The sequence below is a fragment of the Castellaniella sp. WN genome (assembly GCF_054457555.1).
In genome coordinates, this window is sequence record NZ_JBTKZC010000001.1 from 2,205,322 (window position 1) to 2,227,833 (window position 22,512).

Below are 22,512 nucleotides of genomic sequence, written 5' to 3' on the forward strand. Positions count from 1 at the left end.
GAAGGTAAGGATCGGAATTAGCCAGACAGGACACTAGACTCCATCCCCGACTTCAAAGGAGCCAGGCCATGCCGACCATGCACATCGAATTGTTCGAGGGCCGCACCCCCGAAAAGAAACGCGAACTCGTTCGTGCCCTGACCGAACGCACCTGCGAAGTCCTGGGCTGTCAGCCGGACTCGGTGGACATCATCCTGACGGAAATCAGCAAGGACCGCTGGGCCACGGGCGGCGTGCTCTGGTCCGAAAAGGACTGACCTCGTCCCGGGAAGGCGCCCGCGCGGCGCGCGGCCCGGGCGCCCGGGAACGGAACCCCGCCGGCCTGGCGTCCCGGCCGCCGGCAGCCCGGGCCGGGGGATGGACAGCGGCTATCGCCGCCGTCACTGGCCGACCAGGCGCTCGACCTTCTGGCGCAATTCCGGATTTTCGCGCACAGCGCGGCTGATGCCGTTGTATTCGGCGACGCTCATGCCGTCCGCCTCGACCTGATCCACCATCTTCTGATCGGCCTCGACGCGCACCGCCTGCCTGGCCGGTTCGTCCTGGGCGGCCTCCAGCCTGGGCTGGTATTCCGCCGCTACGGCGCTGACCTTGCGCACAGCGGCCGCGTAACGCCGCAGTTGCTCGTCGGTCGGCCGGTCCACGGCCTCGTAGGCCGCCTGGGCGCTCGCCGTCCGGGCGACCGTCAGAGGCCCCGCCAAGCCCAACGCAATGACGGAAGCGGCTAACGATCATGGTGGTAGGCACCACCCCTGAAGATGAAAGAGACTTTGGGGTGGAAGGTGTTGGGTGAAGGTCGTAAAAGTTTTTGGCGGCTCGACCCCGCGGCTAACGATCATGGTGGTAGGCACCACCCCTGAAGATGAAAGAGACTTTGGGGTGGAAGGTGTTGGGTGAAGGTCGTAAAAGTTTTTGGCGGCTCGACCCCGCGGCTAACGTGACCGGCCGGACTGACTCGCACCCCGGATTGCTTCCCTAGAGAGCGCACGCTAAACAGGCCGTTGGCGACATGTCGCCTTCAGGCACGTTCAGTCCCGGCACCCGCCACCTTCCACCCTTAAGTCTAATCGACAGGAGGTGGTATGGAACTGGGAGCGTTATACAAACGGGTGATCGGTCTGGACATTCATCAGGCGCAGATCACGGCCTGTGCGCTGATCGAGGAAGCAGACGGCTGCGCACGCATCGAGCAACGTCAATTCGGCGCGTTCAAGCGAGACCGTCGGGAACTGGCCGACTGGGTGGCGTCACTACGCCCCGACGAAGTCGTGATGGAGAGCACCGGCATTTACTGGAAGAGCCCGTATGCGGCACTGGAAGCGCGTGGCATCTGCGCCAAGGTGGTCAATGCGCGACATGTGAAGAACGTGCCGGGCCGCAAGACCGATGTGGGTGATGCCCACTGGTTAGCGACGCTGGCGCGAGCGGGATTACTGCGCGGCTCGTTTGTACCGCCGGCCAAGCTGCGGGAACTGCGCCTGATCGCCCGCCAACGACAGAAACTTGTCGGGCAACTGGCCAGCGAGAAGAACCGTCTGCACAAGGTGCTCACCGATAGCGGCGTGCGCCTGGGGGTGGTGGTCAGTGATCTGCACGGCCAGTCGGCACGCGCCATGGTCAAGGCGATCATCGCCGGACAAGCGCCGCAGGAGGTGCTCAAGCTTGCCAGTCGCCGCCTGAAGGCCAGCCGCGAGGAAATCTTCGACGCCCTGCAAGGCGACCTGACGGCCAGCCATCACTTCGTCCTGGATGAACTGATGCAGCATGTCGAGGAAATCGAGGCCCGTATCGTTCGCTTCGATACCCGGCTGCTCGCCGAACTGAAATCCGAACACAACGCCTTGGCCCTGCTGCAAACCATTCCCGGCGTCGATCAGATCGGGGCTGCCATGCTGTTGGTCGAAATCGGCTCCGACATGGATGTCTTTGGTAGTGCCGATCGTCTTGCCTCCTGGGTCGGCATCTGCCCCGGCAACAACGAATCAGCCGGCAAGCGTAAATCCGGTCGTGTTCGCAAGGGCAATCTGTATGTCCGGCGCCTGTTGTGCGAGTTCGCTCACGCCGCTAGCCGTACTCAATCCGTCTTCAAATCGAAATTCCAGGCCTTGATGGTGCGCCGTGGCTATAAACGGGCCATCATCGCCATCGGCCACAAAATACTGCGAACGATCTTCTTCATACTCCAGCGTGGCGAACACTACCGGGACAGCGCCACCGACTATGAGGCCCTATCCGTTCAACGCAACGCTCCACGCTGGATCAAGGCTCTGACCAAGTTCGGATTTATCCAACCTGCCAGCGCCTGAGCCGCACCGCCCTAGCCCTTACAGCCTTCGATGGCTGGGGGGGCGCTCGGTCAGAAATGCCTGTCTTTCACGCTAACGTGACCGGCCGGACTGACTCGCACCCCGGATTGCTTCCCTAGAGAGCGCACGCTAAACAGGCCGTTGGCGACATGTCGCCTTCAGGCACGTTCAGTCCCGGCACCCGCCACCTTCCACCCTTAAGTCTAATCGACAGGAGGTGGTATGGAACTGGGAGCGTTATACAAACGGGTGATCGGTCTGGACATTCATCAGGCGCAGATCACGGCCTGTGCGCTGATCGAGGAAGCAGACGGCTGCGCACGCATCGAGCAACGTCAATTCGGCGCGTTCAAGCGAGACCGTCGGGAACTGGCCGACTGGGTGGCGTCACTACGCCCCGACGAAGTCGTGATGGAGAGCACCGGCATTTACTGGAAGAGCCCGTATGCGGCACTGGAAGCGCGTGGCATCTGCGCCAAGGTGGTCAATGCGCGACATGTGAAGAACGTGCCGGGCCGCAAGACCGATGTGGGTGATGCCCACTGGTTAGCGACGCTGGCGCGAGCGGGATTACTGCGCGGCTCGTTTGTACCGCCGGCCAAGCTGCGGGAACTGCGCCTGATCGCCCGCCAACGACAGAAACTTGTCGGGCAACTGGCCAGCGAGAAGAACCGTCTGCACAAGGTGCTCACCGATAGCGGCGTGCGCCTGGGGGTGGTGGTCAGTGATCTGCACGGCCAGTCGGCACGCGCCATGGTCAAGGCGATCATCGCCGGACAAGCGCCGCAGGAGGTGCTCAAGCTTGCCAGTCGCCGCCTGAAGGCCAGCCGCGAGGAAATCTTCGACGCCCTGCAAGGCGACCTGACGGCCAGCCATCACTTCGTCCTGGATGAACTGATGCAGCATGTCGAGGAAATCGAGGCCCGTATCGTTCGCTTCGATACCCGGCTGCTCGCCGAACTGAAATCCGAACACAACGCCTTGGCCCTGCTGCAAACCATTCCCGGCGTCGATCAGATCGGGGCTGCCATGCTGTTGGTCGAAATCGGCTCCGACATGGATGTCTTTGGTAGTGCCGATCGTCTTGCCTCCTGGGTCGGCATCTGCCCCGGCAACAACGAATCAGCCGGCAAGCGTAAATCCGGTCGTGTTCGCAAGGGCAATCTGTATGTCCGGCGCCTGTTGTGCGAGTTCGCTCACGCCGCTAGCCGTACTCAATCCGTCTTCAAATCGAAATTCCAGGCCTTGATGGTGCGCCGTGGCTATAAACGGGCCATCATCGCCATCGGCCACAAAATACTGCGAACGATCTTCTTCATACTCCAGCGTGGCGAACACTACCGGGACAGCGCCACCGACTATGAGGCCCTATCCGTTCAACGCAACGCTCCACGCTGGATCAAGGCTCTGACCAAGTTCGGATTTATCCAACCTGCCAGCGCCTGAGCCGCACCGCCCTAGCCCTTACAGCCTTCGATGGCTGGGGGGGCGCTCGGTCAGAAATGCCTGTCTTTCACGCTAAAAAGCCTCCCATGCTGCGCAGCCCATGGCCGCTTGCCGTCCACCTCGCGGCCTGCATGCCGCCCGGGTTCTCCAGGCGCGGGCCAGTCCGCGGGGACTGCCCCGCGCCCAGACGCATCTCCCCAAGGGGGGCGCTTTTCGCCTTGGGGTGGTCCGGCGGCAAAAATGTCTTGATCGGCTGATCCATCCTGTACTCCTGCATCGCATGATCAACCGTTTCATGATCGCGGCGGAGACGGGACGTTTCAAGTTTCCCGATGTACAGTCCTGTGTCATCATGCCACCGGCCACCGCCGGAGCCGGACGCTCCTCAATCCGGCATGCACACCCCCACCCCCACGAAGAGACACACATGGATACGGATTTCTGGCTGCAACGCTGGGAGCACGGACAGACCGGCTTCCATCAATCCCGCGTCATGCCCCTGCTGCAAAAACACTGGCCCGGGCTCGGCCTGCCGGCCGGCAGCCGGGTACTGGTGCCTCTGGCCGGCAAGAGCCTGGACGTCGCCTGGCTGGCGGAGCAAGGCCATGCCGTGCTGGCCGTGGAGCTTTCCCCGATCGCCGTCGAGCGGTTCTTCGAGGAACATGCGCTGCGGCCCGAAATCCGGACCACGCCCCAGGGCACCTCGTACCGCGCCGGCTCGATCGAATTCCTGTGCGGCGACATCTTCGGCCTGGACGCGATGTCCCTGGCCCGCTGCGCGGCCTGCTACGACCGCGCGGCCCTGATCGCCCTGTCCCCTGAACTGCGCGTCCGCTATGCGCGTCACGTCTACGGGCAACTGCCCGCCGGCTGCCGCACGCTGCTGCTGACTCTGGACTACCCCCAGGAGGAAATGGACGGGCCGCCGTTCTCCGTGCCGGAATCCGAGATCCGGACGCTCTACGGCGACCGCTGGCGCATCGAACGCCTGGAGACCCGCGACGTCCTGGCCCAGGAACCCAAATTCGCCGAACGCGGCGTGTCCCGCATGAACACCTGCGTCTTCCGCCTGACGGCCGCCTGATCCGCCTCCCCGCCCCGTCCTCGCCTCGATCGCACGAGGCCCGTTTGATGCGACTCCCGCATGGACAAAGGGGTTATACGCCGATAAACAAAATACTGGGGGCGTTATTGCCCACTGCTGGATCGATCAGAATTCAAGGGTTTTCCCTAGTATTGAGGGTATTCTTTCCACGAGCGGCGCACGCCGCCAAACCCTCATGAAAAACCTCAAGATCAGCACGCGGCTCGCCACCGCTTTCGGTTTCATCCTGTCTCTGGCCCTGATCCTGGCGCTGATCGGCATCTGGAACGCCCTCAACGCCCAATCGATCGCCGAGGAAATCAGCCAGCGCCGTCAAGCCGGGCAGCTGATGGACCAATGGGCCCGGGATGTCGATGTCCGGGCCAATCAGGTCATAGCCTACGCACTGGTCTCGGATCCGGAAATGATCGGGTATTTCAAGCAGGGGATCGACGGCGCGACCGTCAGGATCAAGGACTACACCGAGCAGGCGGACGCCCTGTTCACCGTGCCCGAATCCAGGCGCCTCTTCCAGCACATCATGGACCTGCGCGCCAGCTACCTGGACATCCTGGGCACCATCTACAAGGCGCTGGACGATCACCAGGCCATGGTCGCCAACGACATCGTCCGGGAACGCTTGCCGGAGATCAACCGGACCTACCTCGCCAGCATCGAAGCCCTGCGCGCCTATCAGGAGGAACAGACCAACCTGGCCCAGCAACGCGCGGCGGACCAAGCCGTGCTGAGCGAACGCATCCTCGCGCTGGCCACGATCCTGGCCTTCATCCTGGGCCCCCTGTTCGCCTGGCGCGTCATGCGCGCCATCACCGGGCCGCTGCGGCGTGCGGTCGAGGCCGCCGAAACCATCGCGCACCGCGACCTCAGCCATGAAGTCCATGCGGACTCGACCAATGAAATCGGCCAATTGCTGAGCGCCCTGGCCACCATGACCCGCAACCTGCGCGGCGCACTGGGCGAAGTACGCAGCGGCTCGGACGCCATCGCCTCGGCCTCGGCCCAGATCAGCGCCGGCAACCTGGACCTGTCCTCGCGCACCGAGCAGCAGGCCAGTTCCCTGGCCGAGACCGCCGCCACCATGGAGCAGATCACCGCCACCGTGCGCCAGAACGCCGACAACGCCCAGCAGGCCAACACCCTGGCCGCCTCCGCCGCCAAGACCGCCACCGACGGCGGCGCCATCGTCGCCGAGCTCGTCTCCACCATGAGCGAGATCAACACCAAGTCCCAACAGGTCGCCGACATCATCGGCGTCATCGATTCCATCGCTTTCCAGACCAACATCCTGGCCCTGAACGCCGCGGTCGAGGCCGCCCGCGCCGGCGAACAGGGACGCGGCTTCGCCGTGGTCGCCTCCGAGGTCCGCGCGCTGGCCCAGCGCTCGGCCGGCGCGGCCAAGGAGATCAAGGGCCTGATCGACACCTCCGTGGAATCCACCGCCAAGGGCAATGAGCAGGCCTCGCGCGCGGGCGCCACGATGCAGGACATCGTCGATGGCATCAACCGCGTCACCGACATCATGGGCGAGATCAGCGCGGCCAGCCGCGAACAGACCACCGGCATCGAGGAGATCAACGCGGCGGTCACGCAGATGGACGACGTCACCCGGCAGAACGCCAGTCTGGTCGAGGAATCGGCCGCCGCCGCCTCCAGCCTGCAGGCGCAGGCCGACACCCTGGCCAAGCTGGTCGCCACATTCACCCTGAGCCAGGACGAGGCCGCCACCGGGGCGGGCGCCGGCACGAATGCCGCCCGCACCCATGCGGGCGCCGGCGCGGGGGCCCATGCGGGCGGCGCTTCCGCCTCCGCACCGGGGGCCGGCGCCGCGCGGTCCGCCCAGCCGGCGCGCCTGCCCTCGGCGCCCGAGAAGGTCGTCAGTCCCGCGCCGGCGCGGCCTCGCCACGACGCGCGGGCCGGCGCGCCCGCGCCCCGCGCCGCCGCGAAACCGGCTCTGCGCGCTCCCGGCAAGCCCGCGCCGGCCTCGGCCGACACCGAGGAGTGGACCGAGTTCTAGCGGCCGTCCGGATCCGGCGGGTTCCCCCAAAGCTTTTCATTACATTTTCGCGTGATTCGCGCACGGCCCCCGAGGGGCCGTTTTTACGTGCGCCCCCCTTTCCCGACTGAACTGTGGCAGCACCGGGCGCCTGTTATCCGATTTGAAATCGGGCCGACTTCGTACAATCGGACACAAACGACTGTTTGATCCGAATCGGATGGCTGCCGGACGGATCGAGGAGACATTCCAGCCATGACGCGAGTACACCATGCGTAATCTGAAGATCGGCACCCGACTGGCCCTGGGCTTCGGGCTCATCATCATCCTGCTGCTCATCATGTCCGGCATCGGAGCCTGGCGCATGATCGACAGCCAGCGGGCCAACGACAATCTCGAAGAGCGACAGACCGCGAACGCCCTGATCCTGCAATGGGCTCGCCAAGTGGAGGTCAACGCCAACCAGGCGCTGGCGGCCGCCAACCTGACCAATCCGGACGTGCTGGCGGTTTTCAAGAAAGGCATGGACGCCTCGGACAAGCAGGCGGCCGACATCCGGGCGAAGATCGAGCCCATGATCACCAGTCCCGAAGCCCAGACGCTGTACGCGAACACGATGAAGGTCCGCGAAACCTACATCCAGGGTCGCACTCAGGCCTTCAAGGATCTGGACAACGGCGACTACGCCAAGGCCGATAATTTCTTCAACCAGGAAATGCCCAAGATCACGGCCCACTACATCGCCGAGATCGACAAGCTGTCCCAGTTCCAGGGCGACTTCGTCACCCACCTGTTCGACGAAAGCGAGCAAGCCACCCGTCTGGGCCTGACTGTGCTGGCGGTCGCTACCCTGCTGGCCCTGATCCTGGGACCGCTGTTCGCCTGGCGGGTGACGCGGTCCGTCACCCATCCGCTGCTGCATGCCGTGAAGCTGGCTGAAGCCGTGGCGCACCGGGACCTCAGCGCCGATGTCATCGCCCGAGGCACCGATGAAATCGGCCAATTGCTGAACGCCCTGGCCACCATGACCCGCAACCTGCGCGGCGCACTGGGCGAAGTGCGCAGCGGCTCGGACGCCATCGCCTCGGCCTCGGCCCAGATCAGCGCCGGCAACCTGGACCTGTCCTCGCGCACCGAGCAGCAGGCCAGTTCCCTGGCCGAGACCGCCGCCACCATGGAGCAGATCACCGCCACCGTGCGCCAGAACGCCGACAACGCCCAGCAGGCCAACACCCTGGCCGCCTCCGCCGCCAAGACCGCCACCGACGGCGGCGCCATCGTCGCCGAGCTCGTCTCCACCATGAGCGAGATCAACACCAAGTCCCAACAGGTCGCCGACATCATCGGCGTCATCGATTCCATCGCTTTCCAGACCAACATCCTGGCCCTGAACGCCGCGGTCGAGGCCGCCCGCGCCGGCGAACAGGGACGCGGCTTCGCCGTGGTCGCCTCCGAGGTCCGCGCGCTGGCCCAGCGCTCGGCCGGCGCGGCCAAGGAGATCAAGGGCCTGATCGACACCTCCGTGGAATCCACCGCCAAGGGCAATGAGCAGGCCTCGCGCGCGGGCGCCACGATGCAGGACATCGTCGATGGCATCAACCGCGTCACCGACATCATGGGCGAGATCAGCGCGGCCAGCCGCGAACAGACCACCGGCATCGAGGAGATCAACGCGGCGGTCACGCAGATGGACGACGTCACCCGGCAGAACGCCAGTCTGGTCGAGGAATCGGCCGCCGCCGCCTCCAGCCTGCAGGCGCAGGCCGACACCCTGGCCAAGCTGGTCGCCACATTCACCCTGAGCCAGGACGAGGCCGCCACCGGGGCGGGCGCCGGCACGAATGCCGCCCGCACCCATGCGGGCGCCGGCGCGGGGGCCCATGCGGGCGGCGCTTCCGCCTCCGCACCGGGGGCCGGCGCCGCGCGGTCCGCCCAGCCGGCGCGCCTGCCCTCGGCGCCCGAGAAGGTCGTCAGTCCCGCGCCGACGCGGCCTCGCCACGACGCGCGGGCCGGCGCGCCCGCGCCCCGCGCCGCCGCGAAACCGGCTCTGCGCGCTCCCGGCAAGCCCGCCCCGGCCTCGGCCGACACCGAGGAGTGGACCGAGTTCTAGCGGCCGTCCGGATCCGGCGGGTTCCCTCAAAGCTTTTCATTACAATCTCGTGTGATTCGCGCACGGCCCGCAATCGCGGGCCGTGCTTCATTCAGGAGACATTCGCCGTGAATATCCGCATCCCCGGCGCCGCCCTGGCAGCCGCTCTGACCCTGGCCATCCCGTTTCACGTCCATGCCCAGGTAAAAATCGGCGTGGTCGTGTCCGCCACCGGCCCGACCGCCCTGGTCGGCATCCCCCAGAAAAACACAGTGCCACTGCTGCCGGCCAGGGCGGGCGGCCAGGACATCGAATACATCACTCTGGACGACGCCAGCGACCCGACGCAGACGGTCACGGCCTTCAAGAAACTGATCAGCGAGGCGCACGTCGACGCCCTGATCGGCCCCACCGGATCGCCCAACGCCATGAGCGTGCTGCAATTCGTCGCCGAATCCGGCACGCCGATGCTGGCTCCCGTGGGCGCGGCCTCGGTGGTGCTGCCCATGACCGAACAGAAAAAGTGGGCCTTCAAGACCACCCAGAACACCGACATCATCGCCCAGGCCCTGATCCAGGACATGGTCGGGCGCGGCATCAAGACTGTCGGCTTCATCGGCTTCGCCGACGCCTACGGTGACGACTGGTATCAGGTCTTCAGCCGCATGGCCAAAGACAAGGGGCTGGACCTGACCGTAGCCGAACGCTACCAGCGCACCGACAGTTCCGTCACCGGGCAGGCCCTGAAGCTGCTGGCCGCCAGACCCGACGCCATCCTGATCGCCGGCACGGGCGGCGCCGCCGCCCTGCCGCAGACCGCACTGGCGCAACAAGGCTACAAAGGCCGCTTCTACCAGACCCACGGCGCCGCCCTGCCCGCCTTCCTGAAGTTCGCCGGCACGTCGGCCGAAGGCACCATCCTGGCCGCCAGCCTGATGCTCGTGCTGCCTGAAATCCCCGACAGCAATCCGTCCAAACCCATCGTCCAGGACTATATCCAGCGCTACCAGGCGATGTACGGCGAAAAGCCGGCGACGTTCGGGGCCAACGTCTACGACGCCGGCCTGCTGCTGCGACACGCCATCCCCACCGCCCTGAAATCCGCCAAGCCGGGCACACCGGAATTCCGCCGCGCCTTACGCGACGCTCTGGAACAGACGCATGAGCTGGTCGCCACCCAGGGGGTCTACACCATGACGCCCGAGGACCACAGCGGCTTCGACCGGCGCGGCCGCGAGCTGATCACCGTCAAGGACGGCGCCTGGACGCTGCTGAAGTGACCATCATTCAGTGCGCATCCGGCGCCCAACGAAAAACCCCCGCGTTCATCGCACGACGGGGGTTTTTCGCTTTCAGCGCCGCCAGAACGGTCAGGACTGCGCGTCCAGTTTCTTTTTCAGCGCCTCCAGCGGCAGCGCCCCGTTGACGCGCGTGCCATCGGCGAAGAACAGGGCTGGCGTGCCCTGCACGTTCAGCTTGCGGCCCAGGGCCAGATTGTCCTGGATCGGCGTGTCACACTCGGCCCTGGCCGGATCCTTGCCGTCCAGCATCCAGGCCTTCCAGGCCTTGGCCGGGTCGGCCGCGCACCAGATGTCGCGGGAACGGGTGGTGGAATCCGGCGTCAGGATCGGAAACAGGAAGGTATAGACCGTGACATCGTCGACGTCTTCCAGGGTCCGGTGCAACTGCTTGCAATAGCCGCAGTTGGGGTCCTCGAACACGGCAACCTTGCGCGCGCCGGTACCCTTCACCTGCTTGATCGCGTGATCCAGCGGCAGGCTGCCGAAGGCCACCTGCTGCAGAGCCTCGAGCCGCTCGGCCGTCAGATCACGGCGAGCATGGGCATCGATCATCGAGCCTTGCAGCACGTAATCCACCTGGGCATCGGTATACAGCAGATCCATTCCGACCTGGACCTCGAAGATCCCGGTCATGGGCGTCACCCGCACGGCGTCCACATGGATCCCGGGAAAGCGCTGCTCGAAAACGCGACTGACGGCCTGGACCGAATCGGCTTGGGCGGGCGCGGTGGACAAGACCCGGTCCGCAGTGCCGTCGCGCGCGGGCGCTGACGACCCGGACGGCGCCGACTGATCGGACGACGGCCGGGTGCTCAGGATCTGGTCGCCGGAAGGTTGCGCCAAGGCGGACAGACTGCCACACAACAGCAGCGCGGCCAGGCTCAAGGAATATTTCATGGGAAGGACCTCGGAAAAAACCCCCACGCTGCGCCTTCGGCTCGCTGCCCCCCGAGGGGGCCGTTTTTGCCTTAGGGCGGCCTGGCGGCAGAAAAGACCCCCACGCTGCGCCTTCGGCTCGCTGCCCCCCGAGGGGGCCGTTTTTGCCTTAGGGCGGCCTGGCGGCAAAAAAACGGACCGACGTTCAGTCGCCGGCGGCCGCCCGGATCAGGCGGCGTTTCAGGAAGGGCAGGCCATCGACGAGACGCATGCCCTGGTTGCGAGCCCAGGCCGTAGGGGCGTTCGAGGCGCCGAACAGCCGGTGCAGACCGTCGGTGACCAGGCCCATGGCCCACACGGGCTCGGCCCGGCGGCGACGATAGCGCGCCAGGACATGCGGATCGCCCGGCGCGCGATGGGATTCGCGCGTCCGCAGGACGTCTACCAGGTCCCGCACGTCGCCCAGCCCCAGGTTCAGACCCTGGCCGGCGAGCGGATGGACCCGATGCGCGGCGTCGCCCACCAGGGCGACGCCCGGGGCGATCATGGCGCTGCGCTCGAGCGTCAGCGGAAAGCCCTGGGGGCGCGTGCGCAGGCGCAGCGGCCCCAGCCGGCCACCCGTGATGGCCTGCGCGTGTCCGGCGAAAAACGCCTGCCGGGCGCCGGCGTCCAGCGCCAGCCATTCGCGCGCCCGGCCTTCGGGCATCGACCACACCAGGGACGCCTGCGGACCGTCCGCCGTGTCCGGCATGGGCAGCAGGGCGAACACGCTGTCGCCCGTGAACCACTGGCAGGCGCGGTTCTGGTGGGGCAGGCCGATGTCCAGGTGCGCGACCACGCCCATGTCGCCATACGGCGTGTAATGGTGTTCGATGCCGGCCGCCAGCCGCACCGGGGACTGTGCGCCATCCGCGCCCACCAGCAGCGCCGCATCCAGCGCGCGGCCCTGTCTGGTCGTCACCCGCACGCCCATGCCCCTGGATTCCAGGCGCTCGAAGCGGTCCTCGTGCCAGGCGACCCCCATGACCTGGACGGCCTGCTGAAGCGCCCGCTCGATCTCGCCGGATTCGACGATCCAGGCCAGCGTGTCGCGCGCGTCCTGCCAGGCGGACAGATCCAGGCGGCCGTCGGCGTCGCCCTGGATTTCCATGGCCTCGACGGCGGCGACGCGGCGCGCGTCCATCAGCCGCCAGGCGCCCAGGCGATCGAGCAGATCGCGGCTGGCCGGCGAAATCGCATAGACGCGCGGATGGTAGTCGTCGGCCGCGCGCGCGGCCGGGACCTGGCGCGGTCCCAGCAGGGCGGCGGGCAGGCCCGCCCGGGCCAGGCCCAGCGCGCAGGCCAGGCCGGCGATGCCGGTGCCGCAGACGAGTATGGGTTCCTGATTCATCATCCGATCATCTTACCGCGCCGTATCGCGGCGCGCTTCGTCCCGGCGGGATTTTCGCCCGCACGCCATCCACATGCCATCCGCATGCCTCAGCGCGCCGAGGGCGCCCCGGCCCGCACGGGCCACAGCAGCCACATCCGGCCGGACTGCTTCATGCGGCCGGCGCGCGCGCCGGCCTCGTCGCCGGTACCCCAATAAAAGTCGGCCCGGCCCGCGCCCTTGATCGCCGCGCCCGTGTCCTGGGCGAACACCAGCCGCCGCAGCGGCTCCGCGCCACTCTGGGGCACGGCCTCCAGGAAGACCGGTGCGCCCAGCGGCACGTAGGCCGGATCGACCGCGATCGCGCGCCGCGGCAGCAGCGGCACGCCGTAGGCGCCCCGGGGGCCGAGTTCCGGATCGACGATGGGTTCCTCGCGGAAGAACACCATGGCCGGATTCACATTCAGCAGTTCCGGTACTCGATCGGGATGCGAGCGCGCCCAGGCCTTGATGTTCTGCATGGACGCCTGGGCCAGCGGCATCTCGCCTTGCCGGGCCAGCCACTGGCCGATGGAGACGTAGGGCCGTCCGTTATGGTCGGCGTAGGCCAGCCGCAGCATACCGCCATCGGGCAGGACGGCCCGCCCCGACCCCTGGATCTGCAGGAAGAAAGCCTCGACCGGGTCGTCCGCCCAGACGATCACGGCCGGCTGGCGGGCCGGGTCGGACGTGATCTGGGCCCGCGTATCGTAGGGCACCACCCGGCGGCCCTCGAGCTTGCCGCGCACCCGCTTGCCGGCCAGTTCGGGGTAGACCGCCCCCAGGTCGATGGTCAGCAGGTCGTCAGGCGTGGCGTAGAGTGGCCACTGGTACGCGCCTTCGCGGGTGCGCGACGCCCGGATGAGGGGCTCGTAGTACCCCGTCACCATGCCGCTGGCGGCCCGCCCGGAGGCATCGTCCAGCCGCCAGGGGCGCAGTTGCTCCTGCAGGAACCGGCGCACGGCGGGACCTCCGGCCTCGGCTCCGAGACCGGACTGCGCCACCGCCCGACAGACCGGCTGCCAGGCCCGGGGCGCCGCGCGCGCCGGCAGCGCCAGCGAACCCGACACGGGCCGCATCAATCCCCGGCAATCATTGAGCAGCGCCTTCCAGACATGGTTCAGATCATCGTCCGCCCAGCCCGGCAGGCTGTCCCAGGAAGCCGCCGCATAGCGCCCCTGCAGCGGCCGCACGGGCGTTTCCGGCAAGGCGGAGAGCGGGGGAACGACCAGGGGCTGCTCGACCGATACGGGGGCGCCGGATTCGCCGCCGGGGGCGGGTTCTTCGAGCGGCACCGTGGAGCAGGCGCTCAGGACGACCAGCGCGGCCGCGGACAACCAATGGATTTTCATGCCGGATCGCTGCACCGGGAGGTGCACTAAAATGAAGGAAACGTAAAGACCGTCATCATGACATATCCGGACCCTCCTTCGCCATGACCGAACTGCCCGCCGCCCGCATCGCCCCCAGCCTGCTGTCCGCCGACTTCGCCCGGCTGGGCGAAGAAGTCGCCGCCGTGGTGGCCGCCGGCGCCGACTGGATCCACTTCGACGTCATGGACAACCACTACGTCCCGAACCTGACCATGGGGCCCATGGTGTGCGCCGCCCTGCGCCCCCACACCACCGCCCCCATCGACGTGCACCTGATGGTCGAGCCCGTCGACGCGCTCGTGCCCGCCTTCGCCAAGGCCGGCGCGGACATCATCAGCTTCCACCCGGAGGCCTCCCGCCACGTCGACCGTACGCTGGCCCTGATCCGCGACCATGGCTGCCGCGCCGGCCTGGTGTTCAATCCGGCCACGCCGCTGGAATGGCTGGACCATGTCATGGAGCGCCTCGACCTGGTCCTGCTGATGTCGGTCAACCCGGGGTTCGGCGGCCAGTCCTTCATCCCGCACACGCTGGAGAAGCTCGCCCAGGCCCGTGCCCGCATCGACCGCTGGCGGGCCGAAGGCGGCCAGGCCATCGACCTGGAAGTCGATGGCGGCGTCAAGGCCGACAACATCGCCGACATCCGCGCGGCCGGCGCCGATGCCTTCGTGGCGGGCTCGGCCATCTTCGGCCAGCCCGACTACCCGCGCGTGGTCGCCGACCTGCGCGACGGCATCGCCCTGGGCGACGCCCGGCGCCACGCGGCCACCGGCCAGGATTCGTGACCCCCCGCCAAACAGGGCGGCATATTCCCTGCGGTAATGATACGATGACGCCCGCCCAGGGCACCCCACCCGCCCCCGGCGCTCTCATGATTCACCTGGCCGCCGATCCGGTGCGGCCGCTTTCCCCGGCGCGCGACACCATGCAATTTTCCGGAATTCTGTTCGACCTGGACGGCACCCTGCTGGACACCATCCCCGATCTGGCGGACGCCGCCAACGCCATGCGACAGGACATGGGCCTGGCGCCGATCGCCGAGGACATCATCGCCACTTACGTCGGCAAGGGCGTGGAGCAACTGGTCATCCGCACCCTGGGCCACGAAGGCAGCCCCGCCAGCGTGGACATGGTCATGCGCGGCCTGGCCCGCTACCAGGACCACTACCGTGCCCTGAACGGCCAGCGCAGCCGCGTGTATCCCGGCGTCATGGCGGGCCTGCAGGCCTTCCGCGAGCAGGGCGCCCGCCTGGCCGTGGTCACCAACAAGGGCACCGAGTTCACCGGCCCCCTGCTGCGCCAGATGAGCCTGGACGGCTATTTCGACGCCGTGGTCTGCGGCGACACCTGCGAACGCAAGAAGCCCGACCCCATGCCCTTGTTCCACGCCTGCGACCTGCTGGGCATCGCGCCCGCTCAGGCCCTGTTCATCGGCGACTCGATCAACGACGCCCTGGCCGCCAACGCCGCCGGCATGCGCGTGCTGGCCCTGCCCTACGGCTACAACGAGGGCCGCCCCGTGCAGAGCCTGCCGGTGGATGCTATAGTTGACTCCATCGTCGAGGCCGCTCAGTGGGCCGCCGACGCGACCTCGCAGACCGAACACGCATGAACGTCATCCGCTATTACCCGATCACCGCCGGCGCCTATTGGCGCTGGTGGTGTTCTTGTTCCGGGTAATGACGGTCACCCGGCGCGCGGGCCTACCCGCGCCGCCCGCCCCACAGCCCGGACCCTCGATCGGCCGGGCTGTTTCGTTTCTGTCCCGGCCTGCACCCCACCCAGAGACCACCATGACGGAAATCGAATTCAACGCACTGGCCGCCCAAGGCTACAACCGGATTCCGCTGATCGCGGAAACCTACGCCGACCTGGACACACCCCTGGCGATCTACCTGAAGCTGGCCCATGCGGGACCGGAGGCCGGGCGCAACAGCTGCCTGCTGGAATCGGTGGTGGGAGGCGAGCGCTTCGGCCGCTATTCCTTCATCGGCCTGCCGGCCAAGACCCTGATCCGCGCCACCGGCACCACCACCGAAGTCGTCACCCGCGGACAGGTCGTGGAAACCCACGAAGGCGATCCCCTGGCCTTCATCGAGGCCTTCCAGAAGCGGTTCCGCGTGGCCCTGCGTCCCGGCATGCCGCGCTTCGCCGGCGGTCTGGCGGGCTATTTCGGCTACGATACCGTGCGTCACATCGAGCCGCGCCTGGGTCCCTGCGTCAAGCCGCGTCCGGCCGGCCAGCAGCCGGGCACGCCCGACATCATGCTGCTGCAGATCGATGAACTGGTCATCGTCGACAACCTGGCCGGCCGCACCTACCTGATCGTCTACGCCGACCCCCGGCAGCCGGAAGCCTACGCCCTGGCCCGCCGCCGCCTGAAGGCCCTGCGCGAAAAGCTGCGCACGCCCGTGGTCATCCCCTATGCCTACGCCAGCATGCAGACGCCCACGGAGCGCGACTTCAAGAAGGACGACTACCTGGCCGCCGTGCGCAAAGCCAAGGACTACATCGCCGCCGGCGACCTGATGCAAGTCCAGATCGGTCAGGTGATCGCCAAGCCCTTCCGCGACTCGCCGCTGTCACTGTACCGGGCGCTGCGGTCCCTGAACCCCTCGCCCTACATGTACTACTGGAACTTCGACACCTTCCACATCGTGGGCGCCTCGCCGGAGATCCTGGTGCGCCAGGACCGCGAATTCGAGGATGGCCGCGCCCGTGAAATGGTCACCATCCGCCCCCTGGCCGGCACGCGCAAGCGCGGCGCCACCCAGGACGAGGATCTGCACCTGGAGCAGGAACTGCTGGCCGACCCGAAGGAACGCGCCGAACACGTGATGCTGATCGACCTGGCGCGCAACGACATCGGCCGCGTGTCCAAGCCCGGCACGGTCGAGGTCACCGACACCATGGCCATCGAACGCTACTCCCACGTCATGCACCTGGTGTCCAACGTGCGCGGCGAACTGAACGACGGCATGAGCAATATCGACGTGCTGCGGGCGACCTTCCCCGCCGGCACGCTGACCGGCGCGCCCAAAGTCCGCGCCATGGAAATCATCGACGAACTGGAGCCTGTGCGGCGCGGCATCTACGGCGGCGCCGCCGGCTACATGAGCTACGGCGGCGAAATGGATCTGGCCATCGCCATCCGCACCGGCATCGTCCGCGACGGCATGCTGTACGTGCAGGCCGCCGCAGGCATCGTCGCCGACTCGGACCCCGAAAAGGAATGGCAGGAAACCGAGGCCAAGGCCCGCGCCCTGCTGCGCGCGGCGGAGCAAGTGCAGTTCGGACTGGACGAGCCGATCTAGGTTCCCCCCCCACGCTGCGCAGGCTGCGCCCGCTTGCTGCCCCCCGAGGGGGCGCTTTTTGCCTTGGGGCGGCCCGGCGGCAAAAAAAGGCCCCCCCACGCTGCGCAGGCTGCGCCCGCTTGCTGCCCCCCGAGGGGGCGCTTTTTGCCTTGGGGCGGCCCGGCGGCAAAAAAAGGCCCCCCACGCCGCGCGGGCTGCGCCCGCTTGCTGCCCCCAAGGGCGCTTTTTGCCTTGGGGCGGCCCGGCGGCAAAAAAGGCCCCCCCACGCCGCGCAGGGCAAAAAGGCGGGCTTACGCGGCACAGTTCCCATCGCGGACCAGCAACTCCCGCGTGATGTCGGCGATGGTGCGCGCGCCGGTCAGCGTCATGGCCACGCGCATTTCCTTTTCGATCAGGTCCAGCAGGTTGGAAACGCCCGCCTCGCCGCCCACCGCCAGGGCGTACAGCCAGGCGCGGCCCAGGAGCACGGTATCGGCGCCCAGCGCCAGCATGCGCACCACATCCAGGCCGGTGCGCACGCCCGAATCAGCCAGCAGCGTGATATCGCCCTTGACCGCGTCGGCGATCGCCGGCAGGGCGCGAGCCGTGGACAGCACCCCGTCCAACTGCCGCCCGCCATGGTTGGACACCACGATGCCGTCGGCGCCGAAGCGCACGGCGTCGCGCGCGTCGTCCGGGTCCAGGATGCCCTTGATGATCATCGGCCCCTTCCAGAAATCACGGATCCACTGCAGGTCCTTCCAGGAGATCGAGGGATCGAAATTGGCTCCCAGCCAGCCGATGTAGTCCTCCAGGCCGGTCGGCTTGCCCAGGTATTTCGACACATTGCCCAGGTCGTGCGGCCGGCCCCGCAGGCCCACGTCCCAGGCCCAGCGAGGATGCAGCACGGCCTGGACGTAGCGGCGCAGGGCGGCGTACGGGCCGCTCATCCCCGCGTGGGCGTCGCGATAGCGGGCGCCCGGCACCGGCATGTCCACGGTGAACACCAGCGTCGACACCCCGGCCGCCTGGGCGCGCTCCAGCACGCTCTTCATGAAACCCCGGTCCTTCAGGACGTAGAGCTGGAACCACATGGGCCGGCCGATGGCGGGCGCGACCTCCTCGATGGGGCAGACCGACACGGTGGACAGGGTGTAGGGGATGCCCTTGCGGTCCGCCGCCCGCGCCGCCTGGACCTCGCCCCGGCGGGCGTACATCCCGGTCAGACCCACCGGCGCCAGGGCCACCGGCATCGACAGGGTCTCGTCGAACAGCCGCGTGGACAGATCCAGGTGCGACATGTCGTTCAGCACCCGCTGGCGCAGCGCCACGCCCGCCAGGTCGCTGACGTTGTGCCGCAGCGTGTATTCGGCATACGCCCCGCCGTCGCCATAATGGAACAGGAAGGAGGGCAGGCGACGCCGGGCGGCTTCGCGGTAATCGGTGGAGGCGGAAATGATCATGATGTCAGTGTGAAAGGGGGCAAACGGGAGGAACGGGCGCGCCGCGCCTCGTCTTCGTCGAGCTTGCGCACGCTGCCGTGCACGAACTCCAGGTGCCGCCAGACAGTCGCCCGGGCGGCTTCGGCGTCACCGCGCAGGATGGCTTCCATCAGCGCCTGGTGCTGGGCAGTCAACTGATCCTGGGTATGCTGGATCAGGTACATGCGCTGGCGGTTCTCGGTGACGGTGGATCGCAGCAGTTCGAACACGCCGCGCATCATCTGCAGCAGCACCGCATTGTGGGAGGCTTCGGCAATGGCCAGATGGAACCGGGCGTCGGCCTGCGCCGACAGGTCCGGGTCGCCGCGGCTCTGAAAGCGCAGCATGTCCTCGAAGCGCCGCTGGATCGCCTGACGGTCCTGGGCCGTGGCGCGCAATGCGGCATGCCAGGCGGTGCCGCCCTCCAGCGCGTGGCGGGCTTCCAGCACGTCGTAGCGGTATTCGGGATCGTCGGAGACCAATTCGTCCAGCGGGCGCACCAGATGCCGCCCTGGCCAGTCGTCCGTGGCGGCCACGCCGGCCTGGACGTAGGTGCCCCCGCCCTGCCGGCTGCGCAGCAACCCCTGGCTGGCCAATTGGCGGATGGCTTCCCGGATCGAGGGCCGCGAGGCGCCCAGATCCTCGGCCAGCCGGCGTTCGGCCGGCAAGCGGTCGCCGGGCTTCAGGCCCTGTTCGTCGATCAGGGCCCGGAGCTGTTCCGCGAGTCGGTCGGAAAGGCGCATGGGCGGCGTAAATTTGTTTTATTGGTCTTACCACAACCCGGATTTCTGGGTTGGTCACCGGATTATAGAAATGCGGCATTCCCAGGGTCAATCATTATCCAGGTCCGCATTTACCCTTGAATCGCACTGAAAATCTGATTTATGGCCCTTTCCAAACGAGGCCTGGAGCGATCCGGTTTGAGCATTCCTGCAATGATTCGCGCGACAAGCTGGATTTCCATATTCAAAATGGTATTACCACTTGCAGAACGATATCTTTTGCACCCGGGAGGATCAGGCGCCGCCGCCACCCGGTATTTACCCCGCTCGACAGCGCTCGCGCCGCACAGTAGAATGCTTCCCATGATTTCACACGCGACCGTGCACGCTTCGTTCTGGTGGCGCCCCTCCTAGGGGCGGCATCCTCATGCGTGATTCATCGCACCTTGCCGCCGTTCTGGCAGGCATAGGTCTTCGTGAATCTATCTCCGGTGCGGCGGCTCCTGACTCCAAGGAAGACCATGTCCGTATCACTCTCCCCTCCCCGCTCCCACCGGCTTCCGCAGCCCGTCCCGACGCGCGCGCTCGTTTCCCGACACTGACCAGGACGACCCGATCATGAAGCTGCTGATGCTGGACAACTACGATTCCTTCACCTACAACCTGGTGCAGTATTTCGGCGAACTCGGCGCCCGGGTCCAGGTCGTGCGCAACGACCAGATCGACCTCGCCGGTATCGAGGCCCTCGATCCCGACCGCATCTGCGTGTCGCCGGGACCGTGCTCGCCGGCCGAGGCCGGCATCTCCATCGAACTGATCCGGCATTTCGCCGGCAGGAAGCCCATCCTGGGCGTCTGCCTGGGGCACCAGGCCATCGGCGCGGCCTACGGCGGGCGTATCGTGCGCGCCCGGGAAATCATGCACGGCAAGGTCTCGCCCATCACGCACCGGGGCACCGACGTCTTCGCGGGGCTCCCCTCGCCGTACACCGTCACCCGCTACCATTCCCTGGCGATCGAGCGCGACTCTCTGCCCGACTGCCTGGAAGTCACCGCCGAGACCGCCGACGGCGAGATCATGGGCGTCGCCCACAAGTCCCTGCCCGTCTACGGCGTGCAGTTCCACCCGGAATCCGTGCTCAGCGAGCACGGCCACGCGCTGCTGCGCAATTTCCTGGAACTCTGAAGCCCCGAACCGGCCTATCTGAAAAACACGAAGACAGAAGGAACCATCCATGCCGCCGATCACCCCCACCGAGGCCCTGGCCCGCTGCATCGAACACCGGGAAATCTTCCACGACGAAATGCTGGAACTGATGCGCATGCTGATGCGCGGAGAAATGTCCCCCCAACTGGCCAGCGCCCTGCTGATGGGCCTGCGCGTCAAGAAGGAAACCGTCGGCGAGATCACCGCCGCCGCCCAGGTCATGCGTGAATTCGCCCTGGGCGTCGACACCCCCTACCCCGAGGAGCTGCTGGACATGTGCGGCACGGGCGGGGACGGCTCGCACACCTTCAACATCTCCACCGCGGCCATGTTCGTGGCCGCCGCGGGCGGGGTCAAGATCGCCAAGCACGGCAACCGCAGCGCCTCTTCCTCGTCGGGCAGCGCCGATGTGCTGGAGGCCCTGGGCGTCCAGGTCACCGCCACACCCACCCAGGTCGCCGAGTCCATCGAAGCCACCGGCATCGGCTTCATGTTCGCCCCGTCCCACCACGGTGCCATGAAGAACGTCGCCGCCGTGCGCCGCGAACTGGGCGTGCGCACGATCTTCAACATCCTCGGCCCTCTGACCAACCCGGCCGGGGCCGCCAACCAGCTCATGGGCGTGTTCCATCCCGACCTGGTCGGCATCCTGGTACGGGTGCTGCAACGCCTGGGCTCGCGTCACGTGCTGATCGTGCACGGCAAGGACGGCATGGACGAGGCCTCGCTGGGCGCGGCCACCCTGGTGGGCGAACTGAAGGACGGCGAGGTCCGCGAATACGAGATCCACCCCGAGGATTTCGGCATGGCCATGGTATCCAACCGCAGCATCAAGGTCGCCAACCGCGACGAATCCGCCCAGCTGGTGCGCGCCGCGCTGAACAACACGGCCGGCACGGCGCGCGACATCGTCGCCCTGAACGCCGGCCTGGCCCTGTACGCCGGCAACCGCGCCGACTCGATCGACGCCGGCATCCGCCAGGCATTCGATCTGATCGCATCGGGCGCCGCGCGCGACAAGCTGGAACAATTCCGCCAACACACGCAAAGGTTCTCCGCATGAACGACATCCTGGCCCGGATACTGGACACCAAGCGCACCGAAGTCGCCACCGCGCGGCAGATGCGCAGTGAATCCGAAGTCCTGCGCGAAGCCCAGAGTCGCCAGGACATCCGTGGTTTCGCTCGCGCGCTCGAAGACAAGATCGCGCAGGGCAAGCCCGCCGTGATCGCGGAAATCAAGAAGGCCTCGCCCTCCAAGGGCGTGATCCGCGAGGATTTCCGGCCGGCGGACATCGCCGCCAGCTACGCCGGCCACGGCGCCGCCTGCCTGTCGGTCCTGACCGACGTGCAGTATTTCCAGGGCGGCTACGACCACCTGCGCCAGGCGCGCGCGGCCTGCAGCCTGCCCGTGCTGCGCAAGGACTTCCTGATCGATCCCTACCAGGTCATCCACGCCCGGGCGCTGGGTGCCGATTGCGTGCTGCTGATCGCCGCCGCCCTGGCGCCCGCACAGTTGCGCGAGCTCGAGACCGTGGCCGCCGACCTGGGCATGGACGTGCTGGTCGAGATCCACGACCGCGACGAACTGGATGCGGCCCTGTCCCTGGACACGCCGCTGATCGGTATCAACAACCGCAACCTGCGCACCTTCGAAACCCGCCTGGAAACCACCCTGTCGATGCTGCAAGACATGCCGGCGGGCAAGCGGATCGTGACCGAGAGCGGCATCCTGCTGCCCGGGGACGTCGACCGCATGCGCGAGCACGGCGTCCAGGCCTTCCTGGTCGGCGAGGCCTTCATGCGCGCGCCGGACCCCGGCGCCGCCCTGCACGAACTGTTCTTCGCCCACTGACCCAAAGCCCGCCCCACCCCGCATCGCATCCGCGCCGACGGGCGGCGGGCCGCCGAACC

18 protein-coding genes and 1 pseudogene are annotated in these 22,512 nt (G+C 67.2%); 13 read left to right on the top strand and 6 right to left on the bottom strand.

Annotated features, from left to right (window positions below; genetic code table 11):
- Window positions 1–29: 29 nt before the first annotated feature.
- Window positions 30–257, top strand: a pseudogene (locus ACTPOE_RS10325) (4-oxalocrotonate tautomerase); the annotation flags it as partial.
- A gap of 123 nt (window positions 258–380) precedes the next feature.
- Here ACTPOE_RS10325 and ACTPOE_RS10330 read toward each other — a convergent pair.
- Complete coding sequence (locus ACTPOE_RS10330; RefSeq protein ID WP_458872110.1) at window positions 381–701, bottom strand: DUF4168 domain-containing protein; 321 nt, start codon at window positions 699–701, stop codon at window positions 381–383.
- 381 nt (window positions 702–1,082) lie between these two features.
- Between ACTPOE_RS10330 and ACTPOE_RS10335 the strand changes: the two genes are divergently transcribed.
- The 6 genes from ACTPOE_RS10335 (at window position 1,083) to ACTPOE_RS10360 (ending at window position 10,219) form a co-directional block, all read left to right on the top strand.
- A complete protein-coding gene (locus tag ACTPOE_RS10335; RefSeq protein WP_458870713.1) occupies window positions 1,083–2,306 on the top strand; it encodes an IS110 family RNA-guided transposase in 1,224 nt (407 codons plus the stop codon).
- A 222-nt stretch (window positions 2,307–2,528) separates the two neighbouring features.
- A complete protein-coding gene (locus ACTPOE_RS10340) occupies window positions 2,529–3,752 on the top strand; it encodes an IS110 family RNA-guided transposase (RefSeq protein WP_458870713.1) in 1,224 nt (407 codons plus the stop codon).
- Between the two features lie 427 nt (window positions 3,753–4,179).
- Window positions 4,180–4,836 (top strand): thiopurine S-methyltransferase, encoded by a 657-nt coding sequence (locus tag ACTPOE_RS10345; protein WP_458872111.1) that lies wholly within the window; start codon window positions 4,180–4,182, stop codon window positions 4,834–4,836.
- Window positions 4,837–5,032: 196 nt separating this feature from the next.
- Window positions 5,033–6,871 carry a methyl-accepting chemotaxis protein gene (locus ACTPOE_RS10350; protein ID WP_458872112.1) on the top strand — a complete coding sequence of 613 codons (1,839 nt, stop codon included), beginning with the start codon at window positions 5,033–5,035 and terminating at the stop codon, window positions 6,869–6,871.
- Between the two features lie 250 nt (window positions 6,872–7,121).
- Window positions 7,122–8,960, top strand: coding sequence for a methyl-accepting chemotaxis protein (locus tag ACTPOE_RS10355; protein WP_458872113.1), 1,839 nt, complete (start codon window positions 7,122–7,124; stop codon window positions 8,958–8,960).
- A gap of 107 nt (window positions 8,961–9,067) precedes the next feature.
- A complete protein-coding gene (locus ACTPOE_RS10360; RefSeq protein ID WP_458872114.1) occupies window positions 9,068–10,219 on the top strand; it encodes an ABC transporter substrate-binding protein in 1,152 nt (383 codons plus the stop codon).
- Window positions 10,220–10,309: 90 nt separating this feature from the next.
- Here the strand turns inward: ACTPOE_RS10360 and ACTPOE_RS10365 are convergent, their stop codons facing one another.
- From ACTPOE_RS10365 to mltA, 3 genes are all read right to left on the bottom strand, one after another.
- Window positions 10,310–11,137 carry a DsbC family protein gene (locus tag ACTPOE_RS10365; protein WP_458872115.1) on the bottom strand — a complete coding sequence of 276 codons (828 nt, stop codon included), beginning with the start codon at window positions 11,135–11,137 and terminating at the stop codon, window positions 10,310–10,312.
- Between the two features lie 184 nt (window positions 11,138–11,321).
- Window positions 11,322–12,506, bottom strand: coding sequence for an FAD-dependent monooxygenase (locus ACTPOE_RS10370; RefSeq protein WP_458872807.1), 1,185 nt, complete (start codon window positions 12,504–12,506; stop codon window positions 11,322–11,324).
- A gap of 89 nt (window positions 12,507–12,595) precedes the next feature.
- Window positions 12,596–13,876 carry a murein transglycosylase A gene (gene mltA / locus ACTPOE_RS10375; protein ID WP_458872116.1) on the bottom strand — a complete coding sequence of 427 codons (1,281 nt, stop codon included), beginning with the start codon at window positions 13,874–13,876 and terminating at the stop codon, window positions 12,596–12,598.
- Between the two features lie 83 nt (window positions 13,877–13,959).
- Here mltA and rpe point away from each other — a divergent pair, with 83 nt between their 5' ends.
- The 3 genes from rpe (at window position 13,960) to trpE (ending at window position 17,211) form a co-directional block, all read left to right on the top strand.
- On the top strand, window positions 13,960–14,682 hold the full coding sequence (rpe, locus tag ACTPOE_RS10380; RefSeq protein WP_458872117.1) for a ribulose-phosphate 3-epimerase: 723 nt from the start codon (window positions 13,960–13,962) through the stop codon (window positions 14,680–14,682).
- A gap of 140 nt (window positions 14,683–14,822) precedes the next feature.
- A complete protein-coding gene (locus tag ACTPOE_RS10385) occupies window positions 14,823–15,509 on the top strand; it encodes a phosphoglycolate phosphatase (protein WP_458872808.1) in 687 nt (228 codons plus the stop codon).
- 181 nt (window positions 15,510–15,690) lie between these two features.
- A complete protein-coding gene (gene trpE / locus ACTPOE_RS10390; protein ID WP_458872118.1) occupies window positions 15,691–17,211 on the top strand; it encodes an anthranilate synthase component I in 1,521 nt (506 codons plus the stop codon).
- Between the two features lie 290 nt (window positions 17,212–17,501).
- On the opposite strand, the gene lldD is transcribed toward trpE, so the two are convergent.
- Together lldD and lldR are read right to left on the bottom strand one after the other, a co-directional pair.
- Window positions 17,502–18,653 carry an FMN-dependent L-lactate dehydrogenase LldD gene (gene lldD / locus ACTPOE_RS10395; RefSeq protein WP_458872119.1) on the bottom strand — a complete coding sequence of 384 codons (1,152 nt, stop codon included), beginning with the start codon at window positions 18,651–18,653 and terminating at the stop codon, window positions 17,502–17,504.
- Complete coding sequence (gene lldR, locus ACTPOE_RS10400; RefSeq protein ID WP_458872120.1) at window positions 18,650–19,414, bottom strand: transcriptional regulator LldR; 765 nt, start codon at window positions 19,412–19,414, stop codon at window positions 18,650–18,652. Before lldR ends, lldD begins: the two co-directional genes overlap by 4 nt.
- A 597-nt stretch (window positions 19,415–20,011) precedes the next feature.
- Between lldR and ACTPOE_RS10405 the strand changes: the two genes are divergently transcribed.
- From ACTPOE_RS10405 to trpC, 3 genes are read left to right on the top strand one after another with little or no spacing between them, the layout of a single operon-like run.
- Window positions 20,012–20,578 (top strand): anthranilate synthase component II, encoded by a 567-nt coding sequence (locus ACTPOE_RS10405; protein ID WP_458872121.1) that lies wholly within the window; start codon window positions 20,012–20,014, stop codon window positions 20,576–20,578.
- Between the two features lie 49 nt (window positions 20,579–20,627).
- Entirely contained in the window at window positions 20,628–21,662 is a 1,035-nt protein-coding gene (gene trpD, locus ACTPOE_RS10410) for an anthranilate phosphoribosyltransferase (RefSeq protein ID WP_458872122.1), read from the top strand.
- Window positions 21,659–22,453, top strand: a complete 795-nt coding sequence (trpC, locus tag ACTPOE_RS10415) for an indole-3-glycerol phosphate synthase TrpC (RefSeq protein ID WP_458872123.1) — start codon at window positions 21,659–21,661, stop codon at window positions 22,451–22,453. The genes trpD and trpC overlap by 4 nt, the downstream gene beginning before the upstream one ends.
- Window positions 22,454–22,512: the final 59 nt, after the last annotated feature.